Source organism: Streptococcus atopicus (genome assembly GCF_049166725.1).
GTDB lineage: Bacteria > Bacillota > Bacilli > Lactobacillales > Streptococcaceae > Streptococcus > Streptococcus hominis.
The window spans coordinates 119,543-141,901 of sequence record NZ_JBMHFC010000002.1 but is presented as its reverse complement, the minus strand read 5'-3'; the positions used below and the strand labels follow the sequence as shown (position 1 = coordinate 141,901).

Below are 22,359 nucleotides of genomic sequence, written 5' to 3'. Positions count from 1 at the left end.
TAACAATGCTATGATTTAATTTATACTTATATTATAAATTCTGACAATTCTAATGTCAAACAAAAATAAAAGAGCGAGACAGAAATCAGTAGTTTCGTAGAAACCTGATTTCTACCCCACCTCCGCACAACTCGAAAGGTTTTGGGAACCTTTCGAAGTTGGAAATAAAGTCAAGTGAAGCTTGGCGTTAAAAGGGCTGTAAAACTTGAATTATCAACATATTTGAGTCCACTCGGTAGTGATTGATTGTGAATGGGAAACTCTACATCGACGAAAGTCAATAGAGCTTCTCCAAACTACTGCGTCTTATAATTTTGACTATATAAACAAAGGAGGCTGAGCACTTTTGCCCCAACTTCATTGTAGCTTGAAAAAATAGACACTGCTATCAGTTTTTATATTTTTGTGCCATACGTTCAATCATTTCTGTTATTTGCTCACGAATCTTTGTTGGCTCCAGCACTTCCACATTGTCTCCAAAAGAAAGAATATAGCAGTACAGACTATAGTCATTCGGAATTTCTATCTCTGCGTACAAGTTTCCTTGCTCATCTTCTTTGACTGGACAATCCAGTTCATCATATACTCTGAAAGCAGCTTTTTTATTAAATTTCAGCTTGACTCGTACGATCTCTTCTAATCGCGCTTCTTTTTCCAAGCTCACATTGTCAAAGTTATCTGCAAAATGTTGTGGTAAAAGCTTTAGCTGGCTTATGCGAGAAAGTTTAAAATAACGAAAATCATTTCGGACTAAGCAAAATGCATGAAGATACCATGATTGTCCTTTAAAAAGCAGGCGAACTGGTTTTACTTGACGCTGGGTGCACTCTTCTTTGTTGCTAACATACGAAAAGGAAATCACTTGCTTACTGATGATTGCATTTTTCAAATTCTGAAATAGCTCTTCATATTTCTTGCTATTGGACCAGCTGGTAAAATCTACTTCTATCCAGTTTGGTTGGTTCAATTGAAATAAAGCCGATAGTTTGGTCAAAAGCTCGTTTTCATGCAGAAGACCCGTAACCCCTAATCCTTGTAAAGCAACCAACAGTTGCTCTTTTTCTGATTGATTAAGCAAAGAACTATTTAGTACAAAATCCTCCGTCAGTCGAATGCCTCCGTCTCTGCCTTGCATGGTGTAGATTGGAATACCCGCACTGCTAAGTCGGTCAACATCTCGATAAATCGTTCTAACAGATACTTCAAATTGTTCTGCCAGCTCCCTCGCTGTAACGTTATCCTTTTCTAAAAGAACATACACTATTCTAAATAATCTACTCTCTGTCATAGACCGTGCCTTTCCATGAATACCTTATCTCAATTTCTCTAAAATCTTTTGAAAAGTCTCTTGATTGCTCTGCCAGTACAATATATCAGGCACATTTTTAACTTCTGTCCACATAAAATCAATGTGCTCATCAGAAATATGAATATCTTTTTGCTTTGTTTCCACAAGAAAAAGTGTTTTAAAAATGGTCAAGTCTTCATCAATAACAACTGTGTGATGACCGATTTGCAACAGTTCTGTTAGCTCGATTTCCAGTCCCGCTTCTTCAAAAATCTCACGAATACAAGCTATTTCAGGACTTTCATCACTTTCAATACCACCAGTAATCGGTTGCCAGAAAGAACGTTGTTCAGTTTTAACTTTTAAGAGCAAAGTTTCCTTAGCAATCGGATCATAAATCCAGGCTTCAATGGAATATTTCATCGCAGTAGTCCCTTAGATTTCACTTTTTCTCAATTGGTGCAACACTTGCCAACAGTTTCTTTAATCCAACCTCTGGGAAATTGATTTTCAATTCTTGGCTACTGCCACTGCCTGACACTTCCAATACCGTTCCGTCCCCCCATTTTTTATGGTGAGCAATATCACCGATAGCCCAATCAATAGTCGGCTGATTAGCAGCTACATTCTTACCAAATGGCAACTGGCTCGAGGAAATGCTGCTCGGTGCAGCTTGCCGCTTGCGTTCCTGCAATGCTTGAGCGAGACTCATTCCTTGACCAAACTGAACAGCTTTGCCATTCACATAGGAAGCTTTAAAGGATGTATTAGCAGGTCGAGCCAAGCCTTGATAATCTAGCAAGCTTGAGTTAATTTCATTGAGAAAACGAGTTGGACGATTGTAATTGGTTTTTCCGTATAGCAGGCGCGAGTTTGCATTGGTTAGGAACAAGACTTTTTCAGCACGAGTAATTCCGACATAGGCTAATCGGCGCTCTTCCTCTAGCTCATCTTCATCTTCTGCCGCACGACTAAGTGGGAAGACATTTTCTTCCATACCGATAATGAAAACCACTGGAAACTCTAATCCCTTGGCAGCATGTAGCGTCATAAGTGTCACTTCTGAGCTTTCCTGATCACCATCATCTGTATCCGCAATCAAAGCCAAATCATTGAGAAAACGGCTAAGTCTGTCCAAACCAGTCTCTTCAGTATCATTTTCTGGATTTTCGTCAAAATTCTTAGTAACAGAAAGAAATTCTTCGATATTTTCAATCCGAGCCTGACTTTCCAGCGTAGCTTGAGCTACTAATTGCTCGGTGTAACCAGTCCTTTCAAGCACCAGCTCTACCAATTCTGTCACGGTCAATTCGTCCAATGGCTCGCGCAGATTCAAAATGAGATTGGCAAAGTCAAAAACAGCCTGAGCAGCTTTCCCCTTAACAGGTGAGAGCATAATCTGCGAAGAAGCATCCAAAAGAGACATCTCTTGACCAGCTGCAAAATTACGAATTTTCTCCACTGTACCCGGTCCGACACCCCGTTTAGGCTCATTCACAACACGCTCAAAACTGATGTTGTCGCTAGTATTAGCAATGAGATTGAGATAGCTGATGACATCTCGAATTTCCTTACGACTATAAAACTTAGTCCCCCCCACCATGGTGTAAGGAATATTAGCTTTTAGAAGAGCTTCCTCAATATTCCGAGATTGGGCGTTAGTTCGATAAAGAACAGCAAAATCCCGATAGACATAGTCAGATGTGCTAGATAGCTCATCAATGGTTTTAGCTACAAAGAGAGCTTCGTCTTGCTCATCATTAGCCCGATAATAAACAATATTTTCACCATCAGCATTTTGTGTCCAGAGATTCTTTGGACGGCGGTTGCGGTTGTTTTTGATAACATCATTAGCAGCTTGCAGAATGGTCTTAGTTGAGCGATAATTTTCCTCCAGAAGAACAACTTTAGCTTCAGGATAATCCTTTTCAAAGTCCAAGATATTCTGCATATCAGCACCTCGCCAGCCATAAATAGACTGGTCGGCATCTCCTACCACACAAATATTTTTAAAACGTGAAGCCAAGAGCTTGACCAGCTGGTACTGAGCGTGGTTCGTATCTTGATACTCGTCTACATGGATGTACTGGTAACGTTGCTGGTAATAGGTCAGGGCGTCAGGATTTTGGTCAAAAAGCCGCAGGGTCAGCATGATCAAATCATCAAAGTCCATAGCCTCTGACTGGCGCAGTTCCTTTTGATAGGCTGTATAGCACTTAGCCACAATTTCTGTATACATATCACCAGCCATATTCTCATAGGCTACCTCATCAATCAGGTCGTTCTTGGCATTGGAAATGGTGCCCAGAATGGCGCGCTCATTCCACTTCTTAGGATCGAGATTGAGATTTTTGAGAATCCGCTTCATCAGTGTTCGCTGCTCACTAGGATCGACAATCGTAAAATTTCGGTTATAGCCGATATGGTCAGCTTCCCTACGCAAAATCCGCACGCACATCGAGTGAAAAGTCGCAATTAAACAATCTTCTGTTGCGGGATTTAAGGAAAATGCTCGCTCCTTCATTTCTCGAGCAGCCTTATTCGTAAAGGTGATCGCCAAGATATTCCAAGGATTGACTAACTTTTCATCAATCAAATAGGCAATACGGTGGGTTAAAACACGTGTTTTTCCAGACCCAGCTCCTGCCATAATCAGCAAAGGACCTTCCGTTGTTTGAACCGCCTCCGCCTGACGGTCATTCATACTAGTTAATAAAGGATTCATCTTTTTTCCTCTTTCAAAGTCAATGACTCTATTATAACAAAAATCACTCATAAGCTAAACTAGAAAAGAAAATCTTTGTTTTATTTTCTTACTATATAAACGTTTGAAAAATCATTTAAAAAGCGTTATAATAAACATTCTGAAAGGAAAAAAGCATGAATAATCCAGCAAAAAATCTGAAACTCGCAGAGCGTGGTGCTATTTTAGCCATTCTAGCCTATATCGTTTTATCCATTGCTAAAATCATTGCCGGTTCTGTCTTACAGTCCTCTAGTTTGACAGCCGACGGTTTTAACAATGTTTCGGATATTGTTGCTAATATTGCCGTCTTGATTGGACTTCGCATGGCACGTAAGCCTGCCGATACAGATCACAAATTTGGTCACTGGAAAATTGAGGACTTAGCCAGCCTTATCACTTCTCTTATCATGTTTTTTGTCGGATTTGATGTTTTAATTGATACCGTTCAAAAAATCATCTCTAACCAAGAAACGACTATCGATCCCTTAGGCGCCATCGTCGGGATTATTTCCGCTTTGGTCATGACAGGAGTGTATTTTTACAATAAAGCCTTAGCAAAAAAAGCGCAGTCTAAAGCACTCGACGCAGCTGCCAAAGACAATTTATCTGATGCCATTACTTCGCTTGGTACAACCATTGCAATCATCGCAAGCGCCTTCAATTTCCCGATTGTAGATAAACTGGTCGCTATCGTCATTACCTTTTTCATCCTTAAAACGGCTTATGAAATTTTCATGGAATCTTCTTTTAGTCTATCAGACGGCTTTGATGAAAATCTTTTAAAAGAATACAAAGAAGCCATTTTAGAAATTCCTAAAATTTCCCGTGTTAAATCTCAAAGAGGGCGAACCTACGGTAGCAACATCTATCTTGACCTCATTTTAGAAATGAATCCCGACTTGTCTGTCTATGAAAGCCACGAAATTGCCGATCAGGTTGAAAATATGCTCAAAGAGCGCTTTGGTGTCTTTGATATTGACATCCACATTGAGCCTGCTCCTATCCCCGAAGATGAAATATTGGACAATGTTTATCGAAAGCTCTTTATGAGAGAGCAATTGGTTGATCAGGGAAGCCAATTAGAGGATTTACTAGCACCTGAATTTGTGTACATTTCTCAGGATGGCTGCCAAATGAACAAAGAGGAATTTCAAATCGAAAAAGGGAAACAATCTCCTATCAGAAATTTCCAATTAACTTCTATCAGCCAAAAAACCAAACTAATTTGCTACGAAGAAGACGGGATTATTCATACCAGCCTTTGGCGTCGTCACGAAACGTGGCAGAATATTTTCCATCAGGAAACACGAAAAAACGAGAGCGAACAACAGTCGTAATGCCATAGAAATCGACTTTCTTATCTCGCTCCTACAAGGCTAATAAGGAGTTTTACTATAAAAAACAAGGCTGAGATAAAAATATTCTCAGCCTATATTTTTAGGGATTTATCAGTAAAGCAATCTAATTTGTCCCTCATTTCTCACAATCAATAAATCATCAAACCCAAAGCCCTCACTAAGATGATACTCCTAGCGAAAACTTTGGGTTTTGTCTTTACTTCTTCTGTAGGTGATTGGGGCAACAATCAGATGTTCTCTCATTTTTTGACTTGATCTGCCACAATATCCTCACCAAACCACTTGTCTGCTATTTTTTGAAATTGACCTGTTTGATATAATTTTTTAAATGCTCGGTTTATATTTTCAACGAGCTGCTTATCCGTTTTTCTAGCGCCAACTGCAAAGGATTCGCTATCAAATCCGGCTGGGAAAACATAATAATCCTGCAAAATACCCTCTTCTTTTAAATAATAGTTGGCATAAACTCGGTCAATCAACAATCCATCAATCCGGCTATTTTGCAAATCAATCAACGCCTCTGTAAAACTTTGATATTGAGCAGCTTTGTGATTTTTAACTAGATTCTTCAAAAGCTCCGGATGAGCTTCAAACTCATCGTAACCCGAAGAACCCGTCTGAGCACCAAGAATTTTATCCTTCATGTCAGCTGTTTTTGCAATGTTCGATGATTTTTTAGTAACCAGTACTTGTTCATTTTTCATATAAGGAATGGTGAACTGTACTTTCTTTCGTCGCTCATCAGTTGCCGAATACCCATTCCAGATAAGATCAATCGTTCCATTTGTGAGCTCAGTTTCTTTCATGTCCCAATCAATCGGCTGCCAATTCACTTTTATCCCATATTCTTTAAAGACAGCATTTGCCAAATCAATATCAAAACCAACATATTGACCATTTTTTTGCTCAAATCCCATAGGAACAAATGTATTGTCAAAACCAATAGTAATGCTCTTTTTTTGTTGGTATTTTGACCAATTATCTACTTTAGGGTTGCTAACATTGCTACAAGCTGTAAGGAGCAAAAAAAGAATCAAACCACAGATCGCAAGAACATAACGTTTTATCTTCATATTCTCCTCCTATTTAGGCTGAACTTTAAGAATCGTATCTGCGATATTTTCCGCAAACTGCAAATCATGGGTCACTACAATTTGCGTCATTCCTAGCTCACGATTCTGAAGAATCAACTTTTCAACTTCAAGACGCAATTCCGGATCCAATGCGGAAGTTGGCTCATCATAACCGATAATTTCTGGGTCAATCATCATCGCACGAGCTAATGCTACACGTTGTTTTTGACCACCTGATAAAGAATAAGGATAAGCATTTACATGTTCTGCTAACCCCAATCGGGTCAATAAGCTAATTGCTTTCTTTTCTGCATCCTCTTTTGCGACATTTTTTGTTTTAATGGGTGATAAAGTTAAATTCTCAAGAACTGTTAAATGTGGAAATAGCTGAAAATCTTGAAACACAAATCCCAATAAATTACGTTTTTCAAGTTCATCCAAGGGCAGCTCTTCTCCATTATAAATAATGTCACCCGAATCAATTGTTTCCAAGCCAGCCAACATCCGCAATAATGTCGTTTTCCCGCCGCCAGACGGTCCTACAATGGCAAGGATTTGCTTTTCTGGCACCTTTAAATTCAAGTCGGAAATAATTTGCTTTTCGCCAAAACGTTTGCTAATATTCTTTAATTCTAACATAAGCGCCTCCTACTTATAATAACTATATCTCTTTTCAACTTGCTTCGATACAATCGTCACAAGACCAATCAAGACAAGGTAAATAGCCCCTGCTATAAACATCGGTGCTAAACTCGCATCACGATTGGCTGCAGTCCGACTAGCCAAGATTAAGTCGGAAACACCAAGCGCATAAACAAGGGATGTATCTTTTACCAACGTCATCACTTCATTAAAGACACTCGGAAGCACCACTTTGACAACTTGCGGTAAAATAATAAACCGTATCGTTTGAAATGGTGTAAACTTCAAAACCTTAGCCGCCTCATATTGCCCTGCTGGAATAGATAAAATCCCACCACGGAAAATTTCGGCGAAATAAGCAGCATAATTTAGCGTGAATGCTATGATAGCCGCTGGAAGCCGATCCAAACGCACACCAATGCTTGGCAAAACATAATAAATAAAAATCAGTTGTAGCAAGAGAGGTGTACCGCGCATAATCCAAATATAAATATTTATAAGCCAATGAAGCAGTTTAAAGTGGACTTGCATTAAAAAGGAAATCACAATTCCAAGTGGTATGGATAAAACTAAGACTAAAACAAATACTTGTAAAGTCACCAATGCGCCATTCAATAAGCTTGGCAAAACTTCAAAAATATAGTTCATGCGTACACCTCCTAAATAAATATTTATCATTATATCAAAAATTTTTATATTTTCAACATCTTTTTGCAAATATATCCATGAATTTTTACTAAATATCGCAAAAACTTCATTTTCCAAAGAATAAAAAAACAAAATAGTTGAACTACTTTGTTTTAATAAATCCAAATTGATTAAACGGTAGTACTCTAAATGAGATAACTCCTTTAATTTGTTTCTCTGTAATCAAGCCAAACTTCCGACTATCTTCCATATCTTGCCGATTATCATTCAGAATCAGATATGACTGCGCTGGAATTTTATTTTCATTCGATTTAGTTAATGTCTGAATGGTGAAATCATGAGTGAAATAACCTGTACTAGTAGCTTTTGCTAAGTATTCTTCCTTAGCCTTCGTTAAATAATCTTCTGACTTGATTTTATTATTTAAGTAAAGAACATCATCCATATAAACAACGGAGTCATTTCCTAGACCAATGACACGTCCGACATGCTCTTTCCCCTTCACCTCGTACAAGACAAAATCATCTCTTTTGATTTCTTCATTTTTATTGGCAACAACAACATCTTTATCTTGCAAAAAATGATTCGCATCTTTTACAGTAATCCTGTATGGTGTAAAAATAAAAATTCGCAAACAAGCAATGATTATCACAACAATAGATAAAAAAATAACATTCCTAATTAAATCTCTTTTAACCATAGTCTCTCCTCTTCTTCTACTCATTATATCATGTTTTCAGAAAATAAACAAAGGTAGGAAAGTCAACTGTTATCTCTGCTCCCATTTGCAACAAAAAAGCCTATCAATCAGATAATCGTTGGATTGATAGGCTAGTTTTTCTGAATGAGATAGATTACCGTACTGTACGGATACGCATTGTGTTTGTTCCACCAGTTCCGACTGGCACACCAGCTACAATCACAATATTATCGCCAGATTCTACAAGACCACTTTCAAGAGCAACTTTTTCAGCAACTTCAAACATATCATCAGTAGATGCAGGTTTTTCAGTTACTACTGGAATAACACCCCAGTTCAACATCAATGAACGTTGTGTCAATTCATCGAATGTAATTGCCAAGATGTCAGCATCTGGACGATATTTAGAAATCAAACGAGCTGTATTTCCTGATTCAGTCATTGTTACAACCAATTTGATGTCCATTGAGTTTGTAGCATCTTTAACAGCTGAAGCCACAACTTCTGTCTTAGAACTACGTGCGTAATCAACTGATGACAAGCGTCCATACTCGTTCAATAGAGTTTGAGCGTTTTTATCAATTGTAGCCATTGTTGTTACAGATTCAAGTGGGTATTTACCATTTGCAGATTCACCTGAAAGCATTGTCGCATCTGTTCCATCAATAACAGCGTTAAATACGTCTGATACTTCTGAACGAGTCGCACGTGGTTTTTCAGTCATTGTTTCAAGCATGTTTGTTGCTGTGATCGCAATTTTACCAGCTGCATTGACTTTTGTGATAATCATTTTTTGGTAAACTGGAACCATTTCAAATGGTACTTCAATACCCATATCACCACGAGCAATCATGATACCGTCCGCTACTTCAAGGATTTCATCCAAGTTTTCGATACCTTGTTGGTTTTCGATTTTAGCAAACAATTTCACATGTCCATTACCAGTTTCTTCACAGATTGCGCGAACTTCGTTGACGTCTTTTGCAGTACGTACGAATGAAATAGCGATAAAGTTGATTCCTTGTTCAAGACCAAAACGAATATCGTCATTGTCACGTTCAGCAAGTGCTGGGAAAGGAATTTTTGTATTTGGAATATTAACACCTTTTTGTTTAGCGATAATACCGTCGTTTTCAACTTCTACTTCAAATTCACGTGTAGCAGGATCTTTTGCAATAACGCGAAGACCAAGTTTACCGTCATCAACAAGAACTTGTTTTCCAACTTCAACATCGTCATAGATATCAAGTGCACCAGCAACATTCAATGCGATAACTTCACGAGTTGATTTGATACCTTGTTTAGTTGCAACACGGATTTTTTCACCTGTTTTGTAAGAATATTCTTTAGCATCGCCTTCAAATAATTCTGTACGGATTTCAGGACCTTTAGTGTCAAGAAGGTAACCAACTTTTTGACCAGCAATTTCTTCAGCACGATGAACAGTAGCCATACGGTCACCTTGCTCTGCGTGGTCACCATGTGAGAAGTTGAAACGGAAAGTGTTAGCTCCAGCTTCGATCAATTTAGCGATATTTTGCGCTGAAGCTTCAACGTCAAGTTTTTCGCCCCAATATCCGTCTTCACCGAATCTTTTACCACCACGGATTTCTACCGCAGGACCTAAAGTTGCAACGATTTTTACACGTTTATTCATGATATATGAAAACTCCTTTTTATTTAATGGTCTTTATGACCAAGATAACAAATTAAAATTACATTGAAATGCTACGGTTTAATTTAGCAAGATCAAGATCAGCTTTGTGTGGATTATTAACAATAATCTTGCCGTCTTCAGTTAAACTAAACAAAGCACCTTCTTCTGCTGTACCGAGGATTGGATTTTCAACCATTTGTTCGTTGCGAATACCAACTGCAACACCACCAATGCCCTTTTTAAGAAGGCTAACAGCATGAGCACCCATACGTGAAGCAAGAACACGGTCACGTGCAGTTGGTGAGCCACCACGTTGAATATGTCCAAGTTCGGTCACACGGAGGTCACTCACATCACCAGCTTCTTTCAATTTCTTGCCAAACTCATTCGCCGACATGACACCTTCTGCCAGAACGATAATGTTATGTTTCTTACCTTCTTCATAGCCACGTTTAATGCTAGCGACGATATCTTCAATCTTGAAGCCTTCTTCGGGAACGATGATTTCATCAGCTCCTGTGGCAATACCAGCCCAGAGAGCGATGTCTCCAGCATTGCGTCCCATTACTTCAACAACAAAAGTACGACGGTGACTAGATGATGTGTCACGAATCTTATCAATGGCATCCATTGCAGTTGTTACAGCAGTATCAAAGCCGATTGTGAAGTCTGTACCAACAATATCATTGTCAATCGTACCAGGAAGTCCGACAGCTGGGAAACCATGTTCTGTCAAACGCATAGCGCCATGATAAGAACCGTCTCCACCGATAACCACAACTCCTTCAATACCATGTTTTTTAAGTTGCTCAATCCCTTTTAATTGTCCTTCTAATTGGGCAAATTCTGGATAACGAGCTGAGTGAAGGAAAGTACCACCACGTGAAATAATATCTCCAACTGATGCAGCATCAAGTGGATAGATCTCACCAGCAACCATACCGGCATAACCGTCATAGATACCGTAAACTTCCATTCCTTCTGAAATTGCTTTACGAACAACTGCACGGATAGCAGCATTCATACCAGGGGCATCACCACCACTAGTCAAAACAGCAATACGTTTCATTCGTTTGTGCTCCTTTTTCTTTTTACATTCACCCTTGATTATACCACAATCAAAACCAAAATTCTTCTTTTTTCCTAATTTTTTATTGATAAATCGTTTTCATGGTTATTTTTTTCAATTCTTCTTGTAATTTCTCTGATTTTTGAACACGATATTGAGTAATTGCCACTGTTTTTCTTTCATTTTCATATCGAAGAACAACCGGAATATCTCCTCGAAATTGTCGTAAAATAGCAGATATTGCTGCATCGCTTTCATGATCTTCTACTTGTATCCAAAAACGTTCTGTAACAGCTTCCTGCAAATCATTTAAAATCAGCTGCAAACGCTCCTCGCGTTTTTGAACCCGACCAGTCAGATAATAAAAGCCTTTTTCATGCAAACCTTTGCTGAACTGTTTAAAAGCATCTGGAAAGACTGTTACCTCCATTTTTCTTTTAGCATCACTCACTTGTAAGAAGGCCATATTTTCACCCGTTTTGGTACGGATAACACGAATGGACAAAATCTCTACTAAAATCGTTGCATGATTGTTTTCAACCAAGTCTTGAATAGGGGTAAAGGCTTGAGTAGCAGATTTTGCAAGTTTTACCAAGGGATGCTCGCTCAAACCGACACCGATAATTTCTTTTTCTAACTCAAATTTTTCTGCTTCTGTATAATCCTCTGCTTCTGTCCAGCTATAATTTGTATCTGCAAAAAGACTACCCAGCTCATCCGCAAAGACAAATAAATTCGGAAGATTTTGCAGGATTTTTTGACGATTTTTTTCAAATACATCAAATAAACCAACTTGCACTAAAGGAGTTAGTAACTGAACCTTATGATATTGCGTTGGCAACTTCAAAACGAAGTCTTCTACATTTGAAAAAGGACGATTTTCAATAATCCAATAAGCAACATCACGTGGTAAGCCTTTGATATTTTTTAACCCTAAATAAATCTGCTTGTCTTGAAACTTATCTCTATAAGGAATGTTATTGATATTTAAAGAAGCAACTTGGAAGTCGAATTCTAGCGCATCTGTGATGTAATCACTGCTTGAATAATTCAGCATAATATCAAAGAAAATATCAGGATAATGTGCCTTAAAATAAGCCAACTGAAAAGCAAGTGCAGAATAGGCATAAGCGTGACTACGGTTGAAGCCATAACCTGCAAACTTTTCCATAACTGCAAATACTTCTTTTGCTTTAGTTTCAGAATGCCCAAGTTCGAGAGCTCCTGTGACAAACTCTGCTTCCATTTTGTGCATTTCGGCAACATTTTTCTTCCCCATAGCACGACGTAAAATGTCAGCCTTCCCCAGTGAAAAGCCCCCAAACCGTTGCGCTACTTGCATTACTTGCTCTTGATAGAGCATAATGCCGTAAGTTGGCGCCAAGATGTCTTCCAAACTTGAGTCCAGCATTTCTACTTTTTCTTGTCCATGCTTTCTTCTGACAAAATTATCTATATAGTCACTAGCTCCTGGACGATTGAGTGAGGTTGTTGCAACCACTTCTTCAAATCGAGCTGGCTGCACTCGTTTCAAAAGGTTAATGGCACCTGCTTGCTCAAATTGAAAAATCCCTTTAGTTCTGCCAGCAGCAAAAAGCTGTAAGGTTGCTGTGTCTTCTAAGTTAATCTTTGCAATATCAATAGCGACACCGTATTTCTCCAAGGCTGCTTCTTTCATTCGTTGGACAAAGGTTAGATTGCGCAAGCCAAGGAAATCCATCTTGAGCAGACCGTTACTCTCAACACCATGCGCATCGTATTGCGTGATATACATATCTTCCCCATATTTAAGCGGAATGTGATCTGTCAGGTCATTGTCACTCATCACGACACCTGCTGCATGGATAGAAGTTTGACGAGGATTTCCTTCGATTTTTTTCGCAATTTCAAAAGCTTTTTGATATTCCAGCTTACTGTTGATAATTTGGCGGAAAGACATATTTTTTTCATAAGCAGATGTCAGATTATCTCGAAAACTAATTTTACGGGTAATATTGGTCAATTCATACTCTGGAACACCATAACGTTTAAAAACATCACGAATCGCTTGCTTAGCTCCAAAGGTCGAATAGGTCACGATTTGAGCTGCATGCATGGTTCCATAACGATCGCGGACATAGCGAATAAATTCTGGACGATAGACATCAGGAATGTCAATATCAATATCGGGCATAGTATAACGTTCTACATTTAAAAAACGCTCAAAAAGAAGATTTTTCTCAACAGGATCAATCCCTGTAATCTCTAGCGCATAGGCAACCAGACTTCCAACTGCAGACCCACGCCCCATACCCATATAATAGCCCTGACTACGACCAAAACGCAATAAATCCCAGACAATCAAAAAGTAGTCGTCAAAACCCATTTGGTGGATGATAGACAGCTCTTGCTGCAATCGCTCTTTATAAACCAGACTATTTAACCTTTTTTTCTCTAGCCCTGCTTCTGCTCGTTCTTGTAATTCTTCTGCTGCTGGTCGTTCTGGATTAAAACGTGGTAATTTCAACTCTGTATTGATTTCGTAATGAATGCCTGCAACTAGCCGCTTTAAATTATCCAGACTTTCTGGATAATTTTCTTGAAAGGATTGTGTGAATTGCTCAGGTGATAAGAGATATTCGTGATTTGGCAAATTTCCAACTTCCCGCAAGCTACTATTTTCACGAATGGCACATAGCATTTGCAAGGTTTCTAAATCCCCTGTATCAAAATAGCGAACTGTCTGCAAAGGCAAGGTTGCATGAGGAAACGCCTGCTTAGGAGTGTCAGAAAATACGCCAATATAAAACTCTCGTCCCAAGTCTAAGGCTTCAATGCCCTCAAACACAGGCACAATAACCGCTATTCCTTCCAATAAATGCTGAAATTCTTCCCACTTGCTTTTTCCTATCATTTTTAAAGTAGAAAGTTTCATTAAATTGCGATACCCTTGGCTATCAAGAGCTAGAAAGCGAAGATTAAGAGGAAGTCCAGCGTAATCCAAGGTCATTTCCACGCCTAAAAGCGGATGAATTCCTTGCTCGATCGCCGTTTCCATGAAATGATAAACTCCATAGAGATTGTCAATGTCCATTATCCCTAGAGTTTGATAGCCTAAATTTTTAGCTGTTTCTACATATTTTTTTATAGAAATCAAACTATCCATAAATGTATAAACAGTTTTGGTATCTAATTGAGCAACCACGGCATCCTCCTTTGATTCTTCTTTTTTCTATTATACTAAATTTCTGGCTTGCTTGCTAAAGAAAAAATAATAGAAGTTTTTTCTAAAGGCTTGCTATTTTTTAAAAAATACTGTATTATTTAATTAGTACAAAGATACAGAAGAAAGGAGAAATCATGAGTTGGACTTTTGATAATAATCTGCCCATTTATTTACAAATCATGGACAGGATAAAATTACAAATCATCTCCAATCAACTGCAAGCTGGCGAAAAGCTACCTGCCGTCAGAGAATTGGCTGCTGAAGCGGGGGTCAATCCCAATACAATCCAGCGTGCTTTATCTGACTTGGAAAAAGAAGGATTTGTCTATTCTCAACGAACATCAGGACGTTTCGTCACAGATAATCGCGACTTGATTTTACAAGCAAGACAAAAACTTTCTGAGGAGGAAGTGAAAAATTTTGTAAACAATATGACTCGCTTTGGCTATCACAAAGAAGAATTACCAACTATCATTGCAGATTATATAAAAGGAGTTTAGGAAATGGTATTACTTGCATTTGAAAATGTCTCAAAATCATACGGCAGCACACCTGCTTTAGAACACATCAATTTTGAAATTGAAGCTGGAAAAATTATCGGCTTACTTGGTCCAAATGGCTCTGGAAAAACAACCATGATAAAACTAATCAATGGACTGCTTCAACCCAATGACGGAAAAATCCTCATCAATGGACTTCAACCGTCTTCAGAAACCAAGAAAATCGTATCTTATTTACCAGATACGACTTACCTAAATGAAAATATGAAAGTCAAAGATGCTTTGCAGTATTTTCAATCTTTCTATGCAGACTTTGAAATAGAGCGTGCACAGGCACTCTTGCAAGATCTTCATATTGACGAAAATCTGGCATTCAAAAAATTATCCAAAGGAAACAAGGAAAAAGTTCAGCTGATTTTAGTCATGAGCCGCCAAGCCAAACTGTATGTTCTGGATGAACCTATTGGAGGGGTTGACCCAGCAGCGCGAGACTACATTCTAAAGACGATTATCAACAATTACTCACCTAGCGCTTCTGTTCTCATTTCAACACATTTGATTTCAGATATTGAACCAATCCTAGATGAAATCATCTTTATTGATAATGGCAAGATTGTTCGACAAGGGAATGTAGATGATATTCGCTATGAGTCTGGTGAATCTATTGACCAGCTCTTCCGCCAAGAATTTAAGGCTTAGAACAAAGGAGATTGACTATGTTTTGGAATTTATTAAAATACGAATTTAAAAATGTGAACAAGTGGTATTTAGGTTTGTTTATACGGAATCGTACTCTTTCTATCTATTAGTATTGGACTTTGGCTAAGACATTTTGCAAATGGAAGGAACTTTTTCGACCGTTTGCAGTCTTCTACTAATGAAGTAGGGAGTATGACAAGTACTTTCTTCGGTTTTACAATGCTGATTTTCTCAGGTCTCCTTGTAGCACTTGCCATTTCAACACTTTTTCTGATTATTCGTCGCTTTAAAAATAGTGTTTATGAAAGAGAAGGATATCTAACGCTCACTTTACCAGTTAACGAACATCAAATTATCCTCTCAAAATTACTCGGTGCTGTTATATGGACGATTCTTAGCACACTTGCATTGTTTCTTAGTTTTGGAATCATTGTTCTTATCGTAGGGGTAGCTTCTCATACACAATTTGAAATGGGAACATTTGTGCAATTACTCGGCAAGCATTTTTGGGAATTTGCTGGTGAACTATTGAAATCATTTGGATACTATCTTGTAGTTCTCATTCCAAATATCCTATTGATTTATCTTTCTATCTCTATCGGTCAACTTTTCCAAGACCACCGCGCTGCTATAGCCTTTCTAGCCTATTTTGGAATTCAATTTGCTCTGATTATCGCTGCTAATCTATATGTTTCAGCCTTCCCATCACTTTCAACTTCTTTAGGTAGTTTGAGCGGAGTCATAGCCTATCTTCTTTTAGGGCTTATCTACTATGCCGGAACGTATTATATCCTCAAAAATAAAGTGAATTTGCAGTAGGTAACACAAGCTGATAGTAATACTTATATAAACAATAAAGTCATGAGATCCATCTTACTCATGACTTTTTTATTATGCGACTTTCAGTCTGTCTCGCAGCCTTCGGTGCGAGACCAATAAATAGTTCATCTAAAATTTAGTTTGAAAATTCATCTTTTTCTATCAGATAATCATAAATTTCCTGCACCGTTCCCAGAGCCATAAGCTCCTGCTCTTTGACTGTTTTCTTCAGTTCTTGATAAATATGGCTGTTTTCAATAGCCTTTTTTTCTGCTTTTTTGTTTACCTGCATCACTCCATCTTGAATTGTCACAAAGTTCAGCTCTTCAAATATCTGAATCATTTTGATGAGTAGAATGGAGTCAATCTTGAGATAAGCTGCTAGTTCTTTGAGCTTATAACGAATGTCAAACTCTGGAAACTGATAAATCGTTTTATAGAGTTTAGCAAACTGGTCTCTCGTTCCGAAACCTGTCAGATAATAAGGCTGAGCAATCTCATTTTTAAAGTAAATTGCTTCAAAATGTCCTTGCTGAATGATTGCTTTGAGCTGATTTAGGCGTTCAGGCAAGTCATACACGACAATTGCTCTGCTCTTTTCCAAATTAGGCATTTCTTCTGAAAAACGCAGGACGGGCACATTTTCAGGCAAAGGAGCATTTTTACCTCGAATATTAAAGAGCTGAATCCCATTGACCTTAGCATCCACTAGCATAAGCTGGAGACTGGTTTTACCATTCCATTTATTGACCGACAGAGTGACTGCTAGCTCTAAGTTTTTAGTTTGGGAAAATTCTGTCGCAAGATCACCCAGACCAAAAGCCACTACCTCAAAAACTGCGTCAGCCTGAGAAACTTTCAGCTTAAGGTGAGTATTTCCCGCCCCCATAGTGCGGGCATTTTCAACCTTAAAATCTTTCAAATAAAAAACAGGCTTTTTATTGTCCATGCCAAAAGGAGCTAACTTTTCAAAGTTTTTGAGGGTCTCTAGTGTCAAATCTGGCAAAGATAATTCCTCATCCAAAAAGAGCTCATTCTTAGTGGACAAATCCACTTGATTATCTTCAATATATGCTACCAAAACCTGACTGAGTGCTTCTAACTTGTTGGCCTCTAGAGTCATACCAGCTGCCCCTGCATGCCCACCAAAAGCCACAAATAAATCTCGATGAGGGTCTAAGGCTTCAAAAATATCAACTGCTTCAATGCTGCGGGCGCTGCCTTTTGCCAAATCATTTTCAATATTCAAGACAATGACTGGCTGGTGTAATTCTTCCAAAAGCCGACCTGCCACAATTCCCAAAACACCTGGATTCCAACCTTCACCGGCTAGAACTTGAACGGGATTATCGGGATCAACCATGGTCTTGGCTTCATCATAAATCTTCTGAACAATCTCCTTGCGCTCTTCATTTTTCTGGTTAATCATCAGGGCAATATCACGCGCTTCTTCTTCATCAAAACCCGTCAGAAGTTCAATAGCAGGATTTGGATCATCCAATCGACCTAGAGCATTGAGTCTAGGGGCTATTTGAAAACCGACTGTTTCTTCATCCACTTCATTTTCCTGAATACCTACAATCTTAAAAAGCTCCTGCAAGCCGATTCGTTGAGTATTTTTGAGGACGCTTAGCCCATATTTGACCAGAATGCGATTTTCATCCGTTAGGCTGACCATATCTGCAATAGTTCCAATAGCGACTAGATCTAACAACTCTACTTGTACTTCCTCTAAAAGAGCAGTCGCTAACTTAAAAGCTACACCGCAACCAGCTAAATGCTGAAAAGGATAATCAGCTTCCGGATGTTCTGGATGAATAATTGCATAAGCATCAGGAAGTACCTCTGGCATAGAATGGTGATCCGTCACAATGACATCCACTCCCATAGACTGAGCTAGTTCGATTGCTTCATGTCCTGCAACTCCATTATCCACTGTAACGATGAGTGAAATTCCCTGATTTTCAATAAAATACTTGTAAACACTCGCGTTAGGACCATAACCGTCTGTAAATCGATTGGGCAAATAGACCTGACACTCTGCTCCAAGTTGTTCTAGTGCTTCTTTAACAATAGAAGCCGAAGTCATGCCATCCGCATCATAATCGCCATAAATCAAGATCTGCTCATAATTTTCAATCGCTTGACGAATGCGCGTCACTGTCTTATCCATATCATGCAATTCATAAGGATCATGCAGCTGGTCCAAACTAGGCTCTAGAAAATCTCGCAGTGCTTCTTCTGTCTGAATTCCTCTCTGGTAGACCAGATTAGCTACCGAAGCCTCCAAGCCAAGTTTTTTAGCTTTTTTAATAAAGCTCTCATCTGAAAAATTTGTGGCAATCTGCCAATCATATTTTGATGTAATCATGCTTTTATCTTTCTGTTGCAATATAAAGTCTATTATAACACGAAAAGACTAGCTTTCACTAGCCCAAACCTCCAATTTTATACACAAGCATTTATCTAATAGCTTTTACCTCTATAAATCAAACCCGTGCAATTCAAATCCGACAGTTCCCGAAATCCTAAAGAGCGATAAAAGGCTAAATTTTTGTCTGACTGCTCTGTTACTAGCTGAATCTGATAAACATCTGCAAAGGTCTCCAGCGTTTGTCGAACCAATTCTCGACCGATACCTTGGCGCTGATAAGACGGTAAAACTAACAAATCCTGAATGAAAACACTAGAAAATCCGTCTCCGACTGCTCGAAGGAGACAAACTAGCTGTTCTCCATCATAGGCTGATACAGTAAATAGTGAGTGCTGAAATGCTTGTTCTAACATATCTGACCGTTCTGTATAGTTGGTCCAGCCAACAGATTGATAAAGTGGAAGTAAGTCTTCAATTGCAATTTGTCTATTTGCAAAATAACGAATCATTCTTGCCTCCTTTTTGTAGCCAAATATGCTGAAAAGCCGCAATGTCCCGATAAGGAGACTGTTGGCAAACTACAAGCTCTACCTCCAGCATCTTTTCCCGCCAGTCATTAGCAGTCTTCACTGCATTGTCTTGCAGACCATAGAAAATTCGGATTCCTTGATAGTCCTGAACAGTCAGTTCAGTGTCAGCTTTTTGTAATACGTCTGCTATTTCATAATAGGTTGCTTGCCCCATTGTATGTGATTGATAAGATTTACCTGATAATAAATCCAATGCTAAATTTGTATCATTTGCAAACACAACAGTCTGCATGATTCGCCCCACTTCATTGTGCTTGATGAGAGAAATCTGTCCGCCTTTTTTCAGCAATCTGCTAAATTCAGCTAGGTAAAGAGCTGGCTCATCCACATACTCCAGAACATTGTGGCAAACGATAAGGTCAAAACGAGCACTTGGAATTTCCTTCAACAATTCCAGACTGCCTTGTAGTTGATGATAATGAAAATTCTGCTTCCGTTCTGCAATCATCTCATCATTTGGCTCTATGGCTGTTACCTGATTATTTTGTGCTAAAAAATCTGCTACCAAGCCAAAACCACTACCGAAATCCAGTACTTCCTTGTTTTTTATATGTGCTAGCTGAGCAAAGAGAATATCATAATAAAGCTTACCCCAAGGTTGGTTTAAAAATTCTTTGTAAGCTGTCACATCCATAAAATTCTCCTACTTATAATTAAACATTTTACTAGCTAGTTTATCACCAATATTTGGAAAAAGCGTATAAAGTTTGTGGGCTGCTTTCAGAGCGAAAGGCATCGTCAGCTCCCGTTTCTTCTTTCCAAAATTGTCCACAATTTGCTTAGCAACGACATCCGCTTCTAAAATATACTTATCAACTGCCTTAACATAACTACCGTCAGGGTCAGCTTTATCAAAGAAAGCCGTCTTAATTGGTCCCGGATTAACGGTGGTCACATAGACATTGTAGGGCATGAGCTCTAAGCGCAAAGCATTAGAAAAGCCAATTCCAGCAAACTTGGTAGCCGAGTAAAGACTGGATTTGGCACTGGCAATCAGCCCAGCTGTACTAACAAGATTGACAATATGCCCATGACCCGCTTGCTTCATCTGCTCTCCGAAAAGACGAGACAGATTCATCAGAGCAAACGTATTGGCCTCAAACATGGCATGAATATCTTCGTTGCTAATCTTGTCAAATTCCTCAAAAATCCCGTAACCAGCATTGTTGACTAGAACATCCACCTGAGCATACTTCTGGTAAATTTCTTCAGTAAAAGCTTCTAAAGCTTTGTAATCCGTAATATCCAACTCAACGAATTCACAATGTGCATGATTTGAATAAAGTTTTGTTAATTTTTCTTGACTGCGTCCCACTAAAATCAGCTGGTCATTTGGCAACAACTTCACCATTTCCTGAGCCACACCGCCACTAGCCCCTGTAATAACGATTGTTCGCATGTGTTCTCCTTATTTTTCTTCTAAAAAATCCGTTTGGTTTTCAACCTCAAAAACAAGCGTTTTTGTATTCAATAGACTAATGCTACAATGTTTGACGTGGAATAGATTGCTTTTATTCGTCCATTCTATCTGGTTCACTAAATGATAGATAATGTTGATCACTCCACCGTGTGTGACCACAATTTGTGTCTCATCTGAATCGTCATTTTCCTGCAAGAAGCGTTGAAACCAAGTTTTTATCCGTTGATAAAATTCTCTCGGACTTTCTCCATTTGGATAATGCTCGTCCATCGCAAGACTTCTAAAATAAAGATGAGGAAATTTTTGATCAGCCTCGCTATTTAACATTCCTGCCAAGTCACCATTATTCGTTTCTCGTAAGTTGCTTTCTTTTTCCAACGGTAGCTGAAGTTTCTTTGCTAAAATTATTGCAGTTGTCTCAGCTCTTTTTAAATCACTCGTAATAATTTTCTTAAAATGGTAGTTTTCTTTGTGTCGCTCTAAGTAATCCGCTAACATTTTTGCTTCCCTTTTTCCCTCAGGAAGCAAATCGAGCTGACTCCAGCCACCTCTGTGTTGATCAGAATCTTTCCCATGTCTGACAAATAATAGATTCATGAATTCCTTTCCTCTAGCTGATTCTCGCTAAAATTTCATAGTTCTACTTCTTCTAAATCCTTGACTAAGTGAACATTTTTAAAAATGGAACTGGCATCTCTGCGCATTTGACCTATATCTTTTGATAGAAAGCGTGCGCTAATATGATTGAGAAGGAGGCGCTTGACACCAGCTTCTCTAGCAATTTCTGCTGCCTGCATATTAGTAGAATGCCCGTGATTTTTAGCAATTTTTTCGTCCCCTTTACCATAAGTAGACTCGTGCACCAAAACATCTGCATTGACAGCCAGTCGCACGCTAGCATTCGTTTTACGCGTATCACCTAGAATAGTGATAATTTTCCCAGGTCGTGGAGCTGAAATGTAATCCGCTGCTATAATCTTTGTTCCGTCTTCTAGCACTACATCCTCTCCATTTTTTACCTTACCAAAGAGAGGCCCAAAAGGAAGCCCCGCAGCTTTTAACTTCTCGGCATCCAAGGTTCCCTCTAAGTCTTTCTGCATAATGCGATAACCCACACAAAAAATACTGTGGTCTAGCTTCTCGGCATAAACTGTAAATTTGTCAGTTTCCAAAATTTTCCCTAAGCTTTTTTCGTCAAACTCATGAAAATGAATCCGATAAGGCAGACGAGACCCTGACACACGCAGACTTGTCATGACAAAACTTTTGATGCCAACTGGTCCATAGATTTCAATATCAGTTTGCTCTTCATTGGCTTGAAATGCTCGACTGGAGAGAAAACCCGGCAGACCAAAAATATGATCCCCATGCAAATGGGTGATAAAAATCTTTCTAATCTTTCTAGGGCGAATCGTTGTCTCTAAAATACGATTCTGGGTTCCTTCACCGCAATCAAACATCCAGATTTCGTTGATTTCATCCAATAATTTCAAAACCAGACTGGATACATTGCGAGCCTTAGACGGCTGACCTGCTCCTGTACCTAAAAATTGTAGTTGCATATTATTCTC

The 22,359-nt window shown here is 38.8% G+C and carries 19 protein-coding genes and 1 pseudogene; 4 read left to right on the top strand and 16 right to left on the bottom strand.

Annotated elements, in window-relative coordinates:
- Positions 1-388: 388 nt before the first annotated feature.
- Genes ACOMA9_RS02020 through pcrA form a run of 3 tightly spaced genes read right to left on the bottom strand, consistent with a single transcriptional unit; the run spans position 389 to position 4,013 of the window.
- On the bottom strand, positions 389-1,288 hold the full coding sequence (locus ACOMA9_RS02020; RefSeq protein ID WP_330944959.1) for a helix-turn-helix transcriptional regulator: 900 nt from the start codon (positions 1,286-1,288) through the stop codon (positions 389-391).
- Positions 1,289-1,312: 24 nt separating this feature from the next.
- Positions 1,313-1,711 carry an NUDIX domain-containing protein gene (locus ACOMA9_RS02015; RefSeq protein WP_330944960.1) on the bottom strand — a complete coding sequence of 133 codons (399 nt, stop codon included), beginning with the start codon at positions 1,709-1,711 and terminating at the stop codon, positions 1,313-1,315.
- Between the two features lie 19 nt (positions 1,712-1,730).
- Positions 1,731-4,013 carry a DNA helicase PcrA gene (gene pcrA, locus ACOMA9_RS02010; protein ID WP_330944961.1) on the bottom strand — a complete coding sequence of 761 codons (2,283 nt, stop codon included), beginning with the start codon at positions 4,011-4,013 and terminating at the stop codon, positions 1,731-1,733.
- A 155-nt stretch (positions 4,014-4,168) separates the two neighbouring features.
- On the opposite strand from pcrA, the gene ACOMA9_RS02005 reads away from it, so the two are divergent.
- Positions 4,169-5,371 carry a cation diffusion facilitator family transporter gene (locus ACOMA9_RS02005; protein WP_022525000.1) on the top strand — a complete coding sequence of 401 codons (1,203 nt, stop codon included), beginning with the start codon at positions 4,169-4,171 and terminating at the stop codon, positions 5,369-5,371.
- A 260-nt stretch (positions 5,372-5,631) separates the two neighbouring features.
- Here the strand turns inward: ACOMA9_RS02005 and ACOMA9_RS02000 are convergent, their stop codons facing one another.
- The 7 genes from ACOMA9_RS02000 to ACOMA9_RS01970 form a co-directional block, all read right to left on the bottom strand.
- Positions 5,632-6,465 (bottom strand): amino acid ABC transporter substrate-binding protein, encoded by an 834-nt coding sequence (locus ACOMA9_RS02000; protein WP_151380206.1) that lies wholly within the window; start codon positions 6,463-6,465, stop codon positions 5,632-5,634.
- Positions 6,466-6,474: 9 nt separating this feature from the next.
- On the bottom strand, positions 6,475-7,104 hold the full coding sequence (locus ACOMA9_RS01995; RefSeq protein WP_003042623.1) for an amino acid ABC transporter ATP-binding protein: 630 nt from the start codon (positions 7,102-7,104) through the stop codon (positions 6,475-6,477).
- Positions 7,105-7,113: 9 nt separating this feature from the next.
- On the bottom strand, positions 7,114-7,755 hold the full coding sequence (locus ACOMA9_RS01990; protein ID WP_003042803.1) for an amino acid ABC transporter permease: 642 nt from the start codon (positions 7,753-7,755) through the stop codon (positions 7,114-7,116).
- A gap of 142 nt (positions 7,756-7,897) precedes the next feature.
- Complete coding sequence (lepB, locus tag ACOMA9_RS01985; RefSeq protein WP_151380204.1) at positions 7,898-8,455, bottom strand: signal peptidase I; 558 nt, start codon at positions 8,453-8,455, stop codon at positions 7,898-7,900.
- A 154-nt stretch (positions 8,456-8,609) separates the two neighbouring features.
- A complete protein-coding gene (gene pyk, locus ACOMA9_RS01980; RefSeq protein WP_003024114.1) occupies positions 8,610-10,112 on the bottom strand; it encodes a pyruvate kinase in 1,503 nt (500 codons plus the stop codon).
- A 58-nt stretch (positions 10,113-10,170) separates the two neighbouring features.
- Entirely contained in the window at positions 10,171-11,181 is a 1,011-nt protein-coding gene (gene pfkA / locus ACOMA9_RS01975; protein ID WP_003042339.1) for a 6-phosphofructokinase, read from the bottom strand.
- An 82-nt stretch (positions 11,182-11,263) separates the two neighbouring features.
- The gene (locus ACOMA9_RS01970; RefSeq protein WP_330944962.1) at positions 11,264-14,365 is read right to left on the bottom strand and encodes a DNA polymerase III subunit alpha; all 3,102 of its coding nucleotides are present in this window, start codon (positions 14,363-14,365) and stop codon (positions 11,264-11,266) included.
- A 155-nt stretch (positions 14,366-14,520) separates the two neighbouring features.
- On the opposite strand from ACOMA9_RS01970, the gene ACOMA9_RS01965 reads away from it, so the two are divergent.
- The 3 genes and pseudogenes from ACOMA9_RS01965 to ACOMA9_RS01955 form a co-directional block, all read left to right on the top strand.
- Entirely contained in the window at positions 14,521-14,886 is a 366-nt protein-coding gene (locus ACOMA9_RS01965; RefSeq protein WP_003029270.1) for a GntR family transcriptional regulator, read from the top strand.
- Between the two features lie 3 nt (positions 14,887-14,889).
- Complete coding sequence (locus ACOMA9_RS01960; RefSeq protein ID WP_003042057.1) at positions 14,890-15,585, top strand: ABC transporter ATP-binding protein; 696 nt, start codon at positions 14,890-14,892, stop codon at positions 15,583-15,585.
- A 17-nt stretch (positions 15,586-15,602) separates the two neighbouring features.
- Positions 15,603-16,249: pseudogene (locus ACOMA9_RS01955) on the top strand (ABC transporter ATP-binding protein); the annotation flags it as partial.
- Positions 16,250-16,540: 291 nt separating this feature from the next.
- Here ACOMA9_RS01955 and recJ read toward each other — a convergent pair.
- From recJ to rnz, 6 genes are all read right to left on the bottom strand, one after another.
- On the bottom strand, positions 16,541-18,775 hold the full coding sequence (gene recJ, locus ACOMA9_RS01950; protein ID WP_330944963.1) for a single-stranded-DNA-specific exonuclease RecJ: 2,235 nt from the start codon (positions 18,773-18,775) through the stop codon (positions 16,541-16,543).
- Between the two features lie 95 nt (positions 18,776-18,870).
- Positions 18,871-19,287 (bottom strand): GNAT family N-acetyltransferase, encoded by a 417-nt coding sequence (locus ACOMA9_RS01945; protein WP_330944964.1) that lies wholly within the window; start codon positions 19,285-19,287, stop codon positions 18,871-18,873.
- Positions 19,265-20,002 carry a methyltransferase domain-containing protein gene (locus tag ACOMA9_RS01940; RefSeq protein WP_330944965.1) on the bottom strand — a complete coding sequence of 246 codons (738 nt, stop codon included), beginning with the start codon at positions 20,000-20,002 and terminating at the stop codon, positions 19,265-19,267. The genes ACOMA9_RS01945 and ACOMA9_RS01940 overlap by 23 nt, the downstream gene beginning before the upstream one ends.
- A 9-nt stretch (positions 20,003-20,011) precedes the next feature.
- The gene (locus ACOMA9_RS01935; protein WP_330944966.1) at positions 20,012-20,767 is read right to left on the bottom strand and encodes an SDR family NAD(P)-dependent oxidoreductase; all 756 of its coding nucleotides are present in this window, start codon (positions 20,765-20,767) and stop codon (positions 20,012-20,014) included.
- Between the two features lie 9 nt (positions 20,768-20,776).
- Complete coding sequence (locus ACOMA9_RS01930) at positions 20,777-21,385, bottom strand: histidine phosphatase family protein (RefSeq protein WP_330944967.1); 609 nt, start codon at positions 21,383-21,385, stop codon at positions 20,777-20,779.
- Between the two features lie 35 nt (positions 21,386-21,420).
- Positions 21,421-22,350: a ribonuclease Z gene (gene rnz / locus ACOMA9_RS01925; protein WP_003043038.1), complete on the bottom strand. Its 930-nt coding sequence runs from the start codon at positions 22,348-22,350 to the stop codon at positions 21,421-21,423.
- Positions 22,351-22,359 lie beyond the last annotated feature (9 nt).

What these genes read in the sequence shown, in the direction of transcription:
- ACOMA9_RS02020 (WP_330944959.1), bottom strand. Translation starts at nt 1,288, where the DNA reads ATGACAGAGAGTAGATTATTTAGAATAGTGTATGTTCTTTTAGAAAAG.
- ACOMA9_RS02015 (WP_330944960.1), bottom strand. Translation starts at nt 1,711, where the DNA reads ATGAAATATTCCATTGAAGCCTGGATTTATGATCCGATTGCTAAGGAA.
- pcrA (WP_330944961.1), bottom strand. Translation starts at nt 4,013, where the DNA reads ATGAATCCTTTATTAACTAGTATGAATGACCGTCAGGCGGAGGCGGTT.
- ACOMA9_RS02005 (WP_022525000.1), top strand. Translation starts at nt 4,169, where the DNA reads ATGAATAATCCAGCAAAAAATCTGAAACTCGCAGAGCGTGGTGCTATT.
- ACOMA9_RS02000 (WP_151380206.1), bottom strand. Translation starts at nt 6,465, where the DNA reads ATGAAGATAAAACGTTATGTTCTTGCGATCTGTGGTTTGATTCTTTTT.
- ACOMA9_RS01995 (WP_003042623.1), bottom strand. Translation starts at nt 7,104, where the DNA reads ATGTTAGAATTAAAGAATATTAGCAAACGTTTTGGCGAAAAGCAAATT.
- ACOMA9_RS01990 (WP_003042803.1), bottom strand. Translation starts at nt 7,755, where the DNA reads ATGAACTATATTTTTGAAGTTTTGCCAAGCTTATTGAATGGCGCATTG.
- lepB (WP_151380204.1), bottom strand. Translation starts at nt 8,455, where the DNA reads ATGGTTAAAAGAGATTTAATTAGGAATGTTATTTTTTTATCTATTGTT.
- pyk (WP_003024114.1), bottom strand. Translation starts at nt 10,112, where the DNA reads ATGAATAAACGTGTAAAAATCGTTGCAACTTTAGGTCCTGCGGTAGAA.
- pfkA (WP_003042339.1), bottom strand. Translation starts at nt 11,181, where the DNA reads ATGAAACGTATTGCTGTTTTGACTAGTGGTGGTGATGCCCCTGGTATG.
- ACOMA9_RS01965 (WP_003029270.1), top strand. Translation starts at nt 14,521, where the DNA reads ATGAGTTGGACTTTTGATAATAATCTGCCCATTTATTTACAAATCATG.
- ACOMA9_RS01960 (WP_003042057.1), top strand. Translation starts at nt 14,890, where the DNA reads ATGGTATTACTTGCATTTGAAAATGTCTCAAAATCATACGGCAGCACA.
- recJ (WP_330944963.1), bottom strand. Translation starts at nt 18,775, where the DNA reads ATGATTACATCAAAATATGATTGGCAGATTGCCACAAATTTTTCAGAT.
- ACOMA9_RS01945 (WP_330944964.1), bottom strand. Translation starts at nt 19,287, where the DNA reads ATGATTCGTTATTTTGCAAATAGACAAATTGCAATTGAAGACTTACTT.
- ACOMA9_RS01940 (WP_330944965.1), bottom strand. Translation starts at nt 20,002, where the DNA reads ATGGATGTGACAGCTTACAAAGAATTTTTAAACCAACCTTGGGGTAAG.
- ACOMA9_RS01935 (WP_330944966.1), bottom strand. Translation starts at nt 20,767, where the DNA reads ATGCGAACAATCGTTATTACAGGGGCTAGTGGCGGTGTGGCTCAGGAA.
- ACOMA9_RS01930 (WP_330944967.1), bottom strand. Translation starts at nt 21,385, where the DNA reads ATGAATCTATTATTTGTCAGACATGGGAAAGATTCTGATCAACACAGA.
- rnz (WP_003043038.1), bottom strand. Translation starts at nt 22,350, where the DNA reads ATGCAACTACAATTTTTAGGTACAGGAGCAGGTCAGCCGTCTAAGGCT.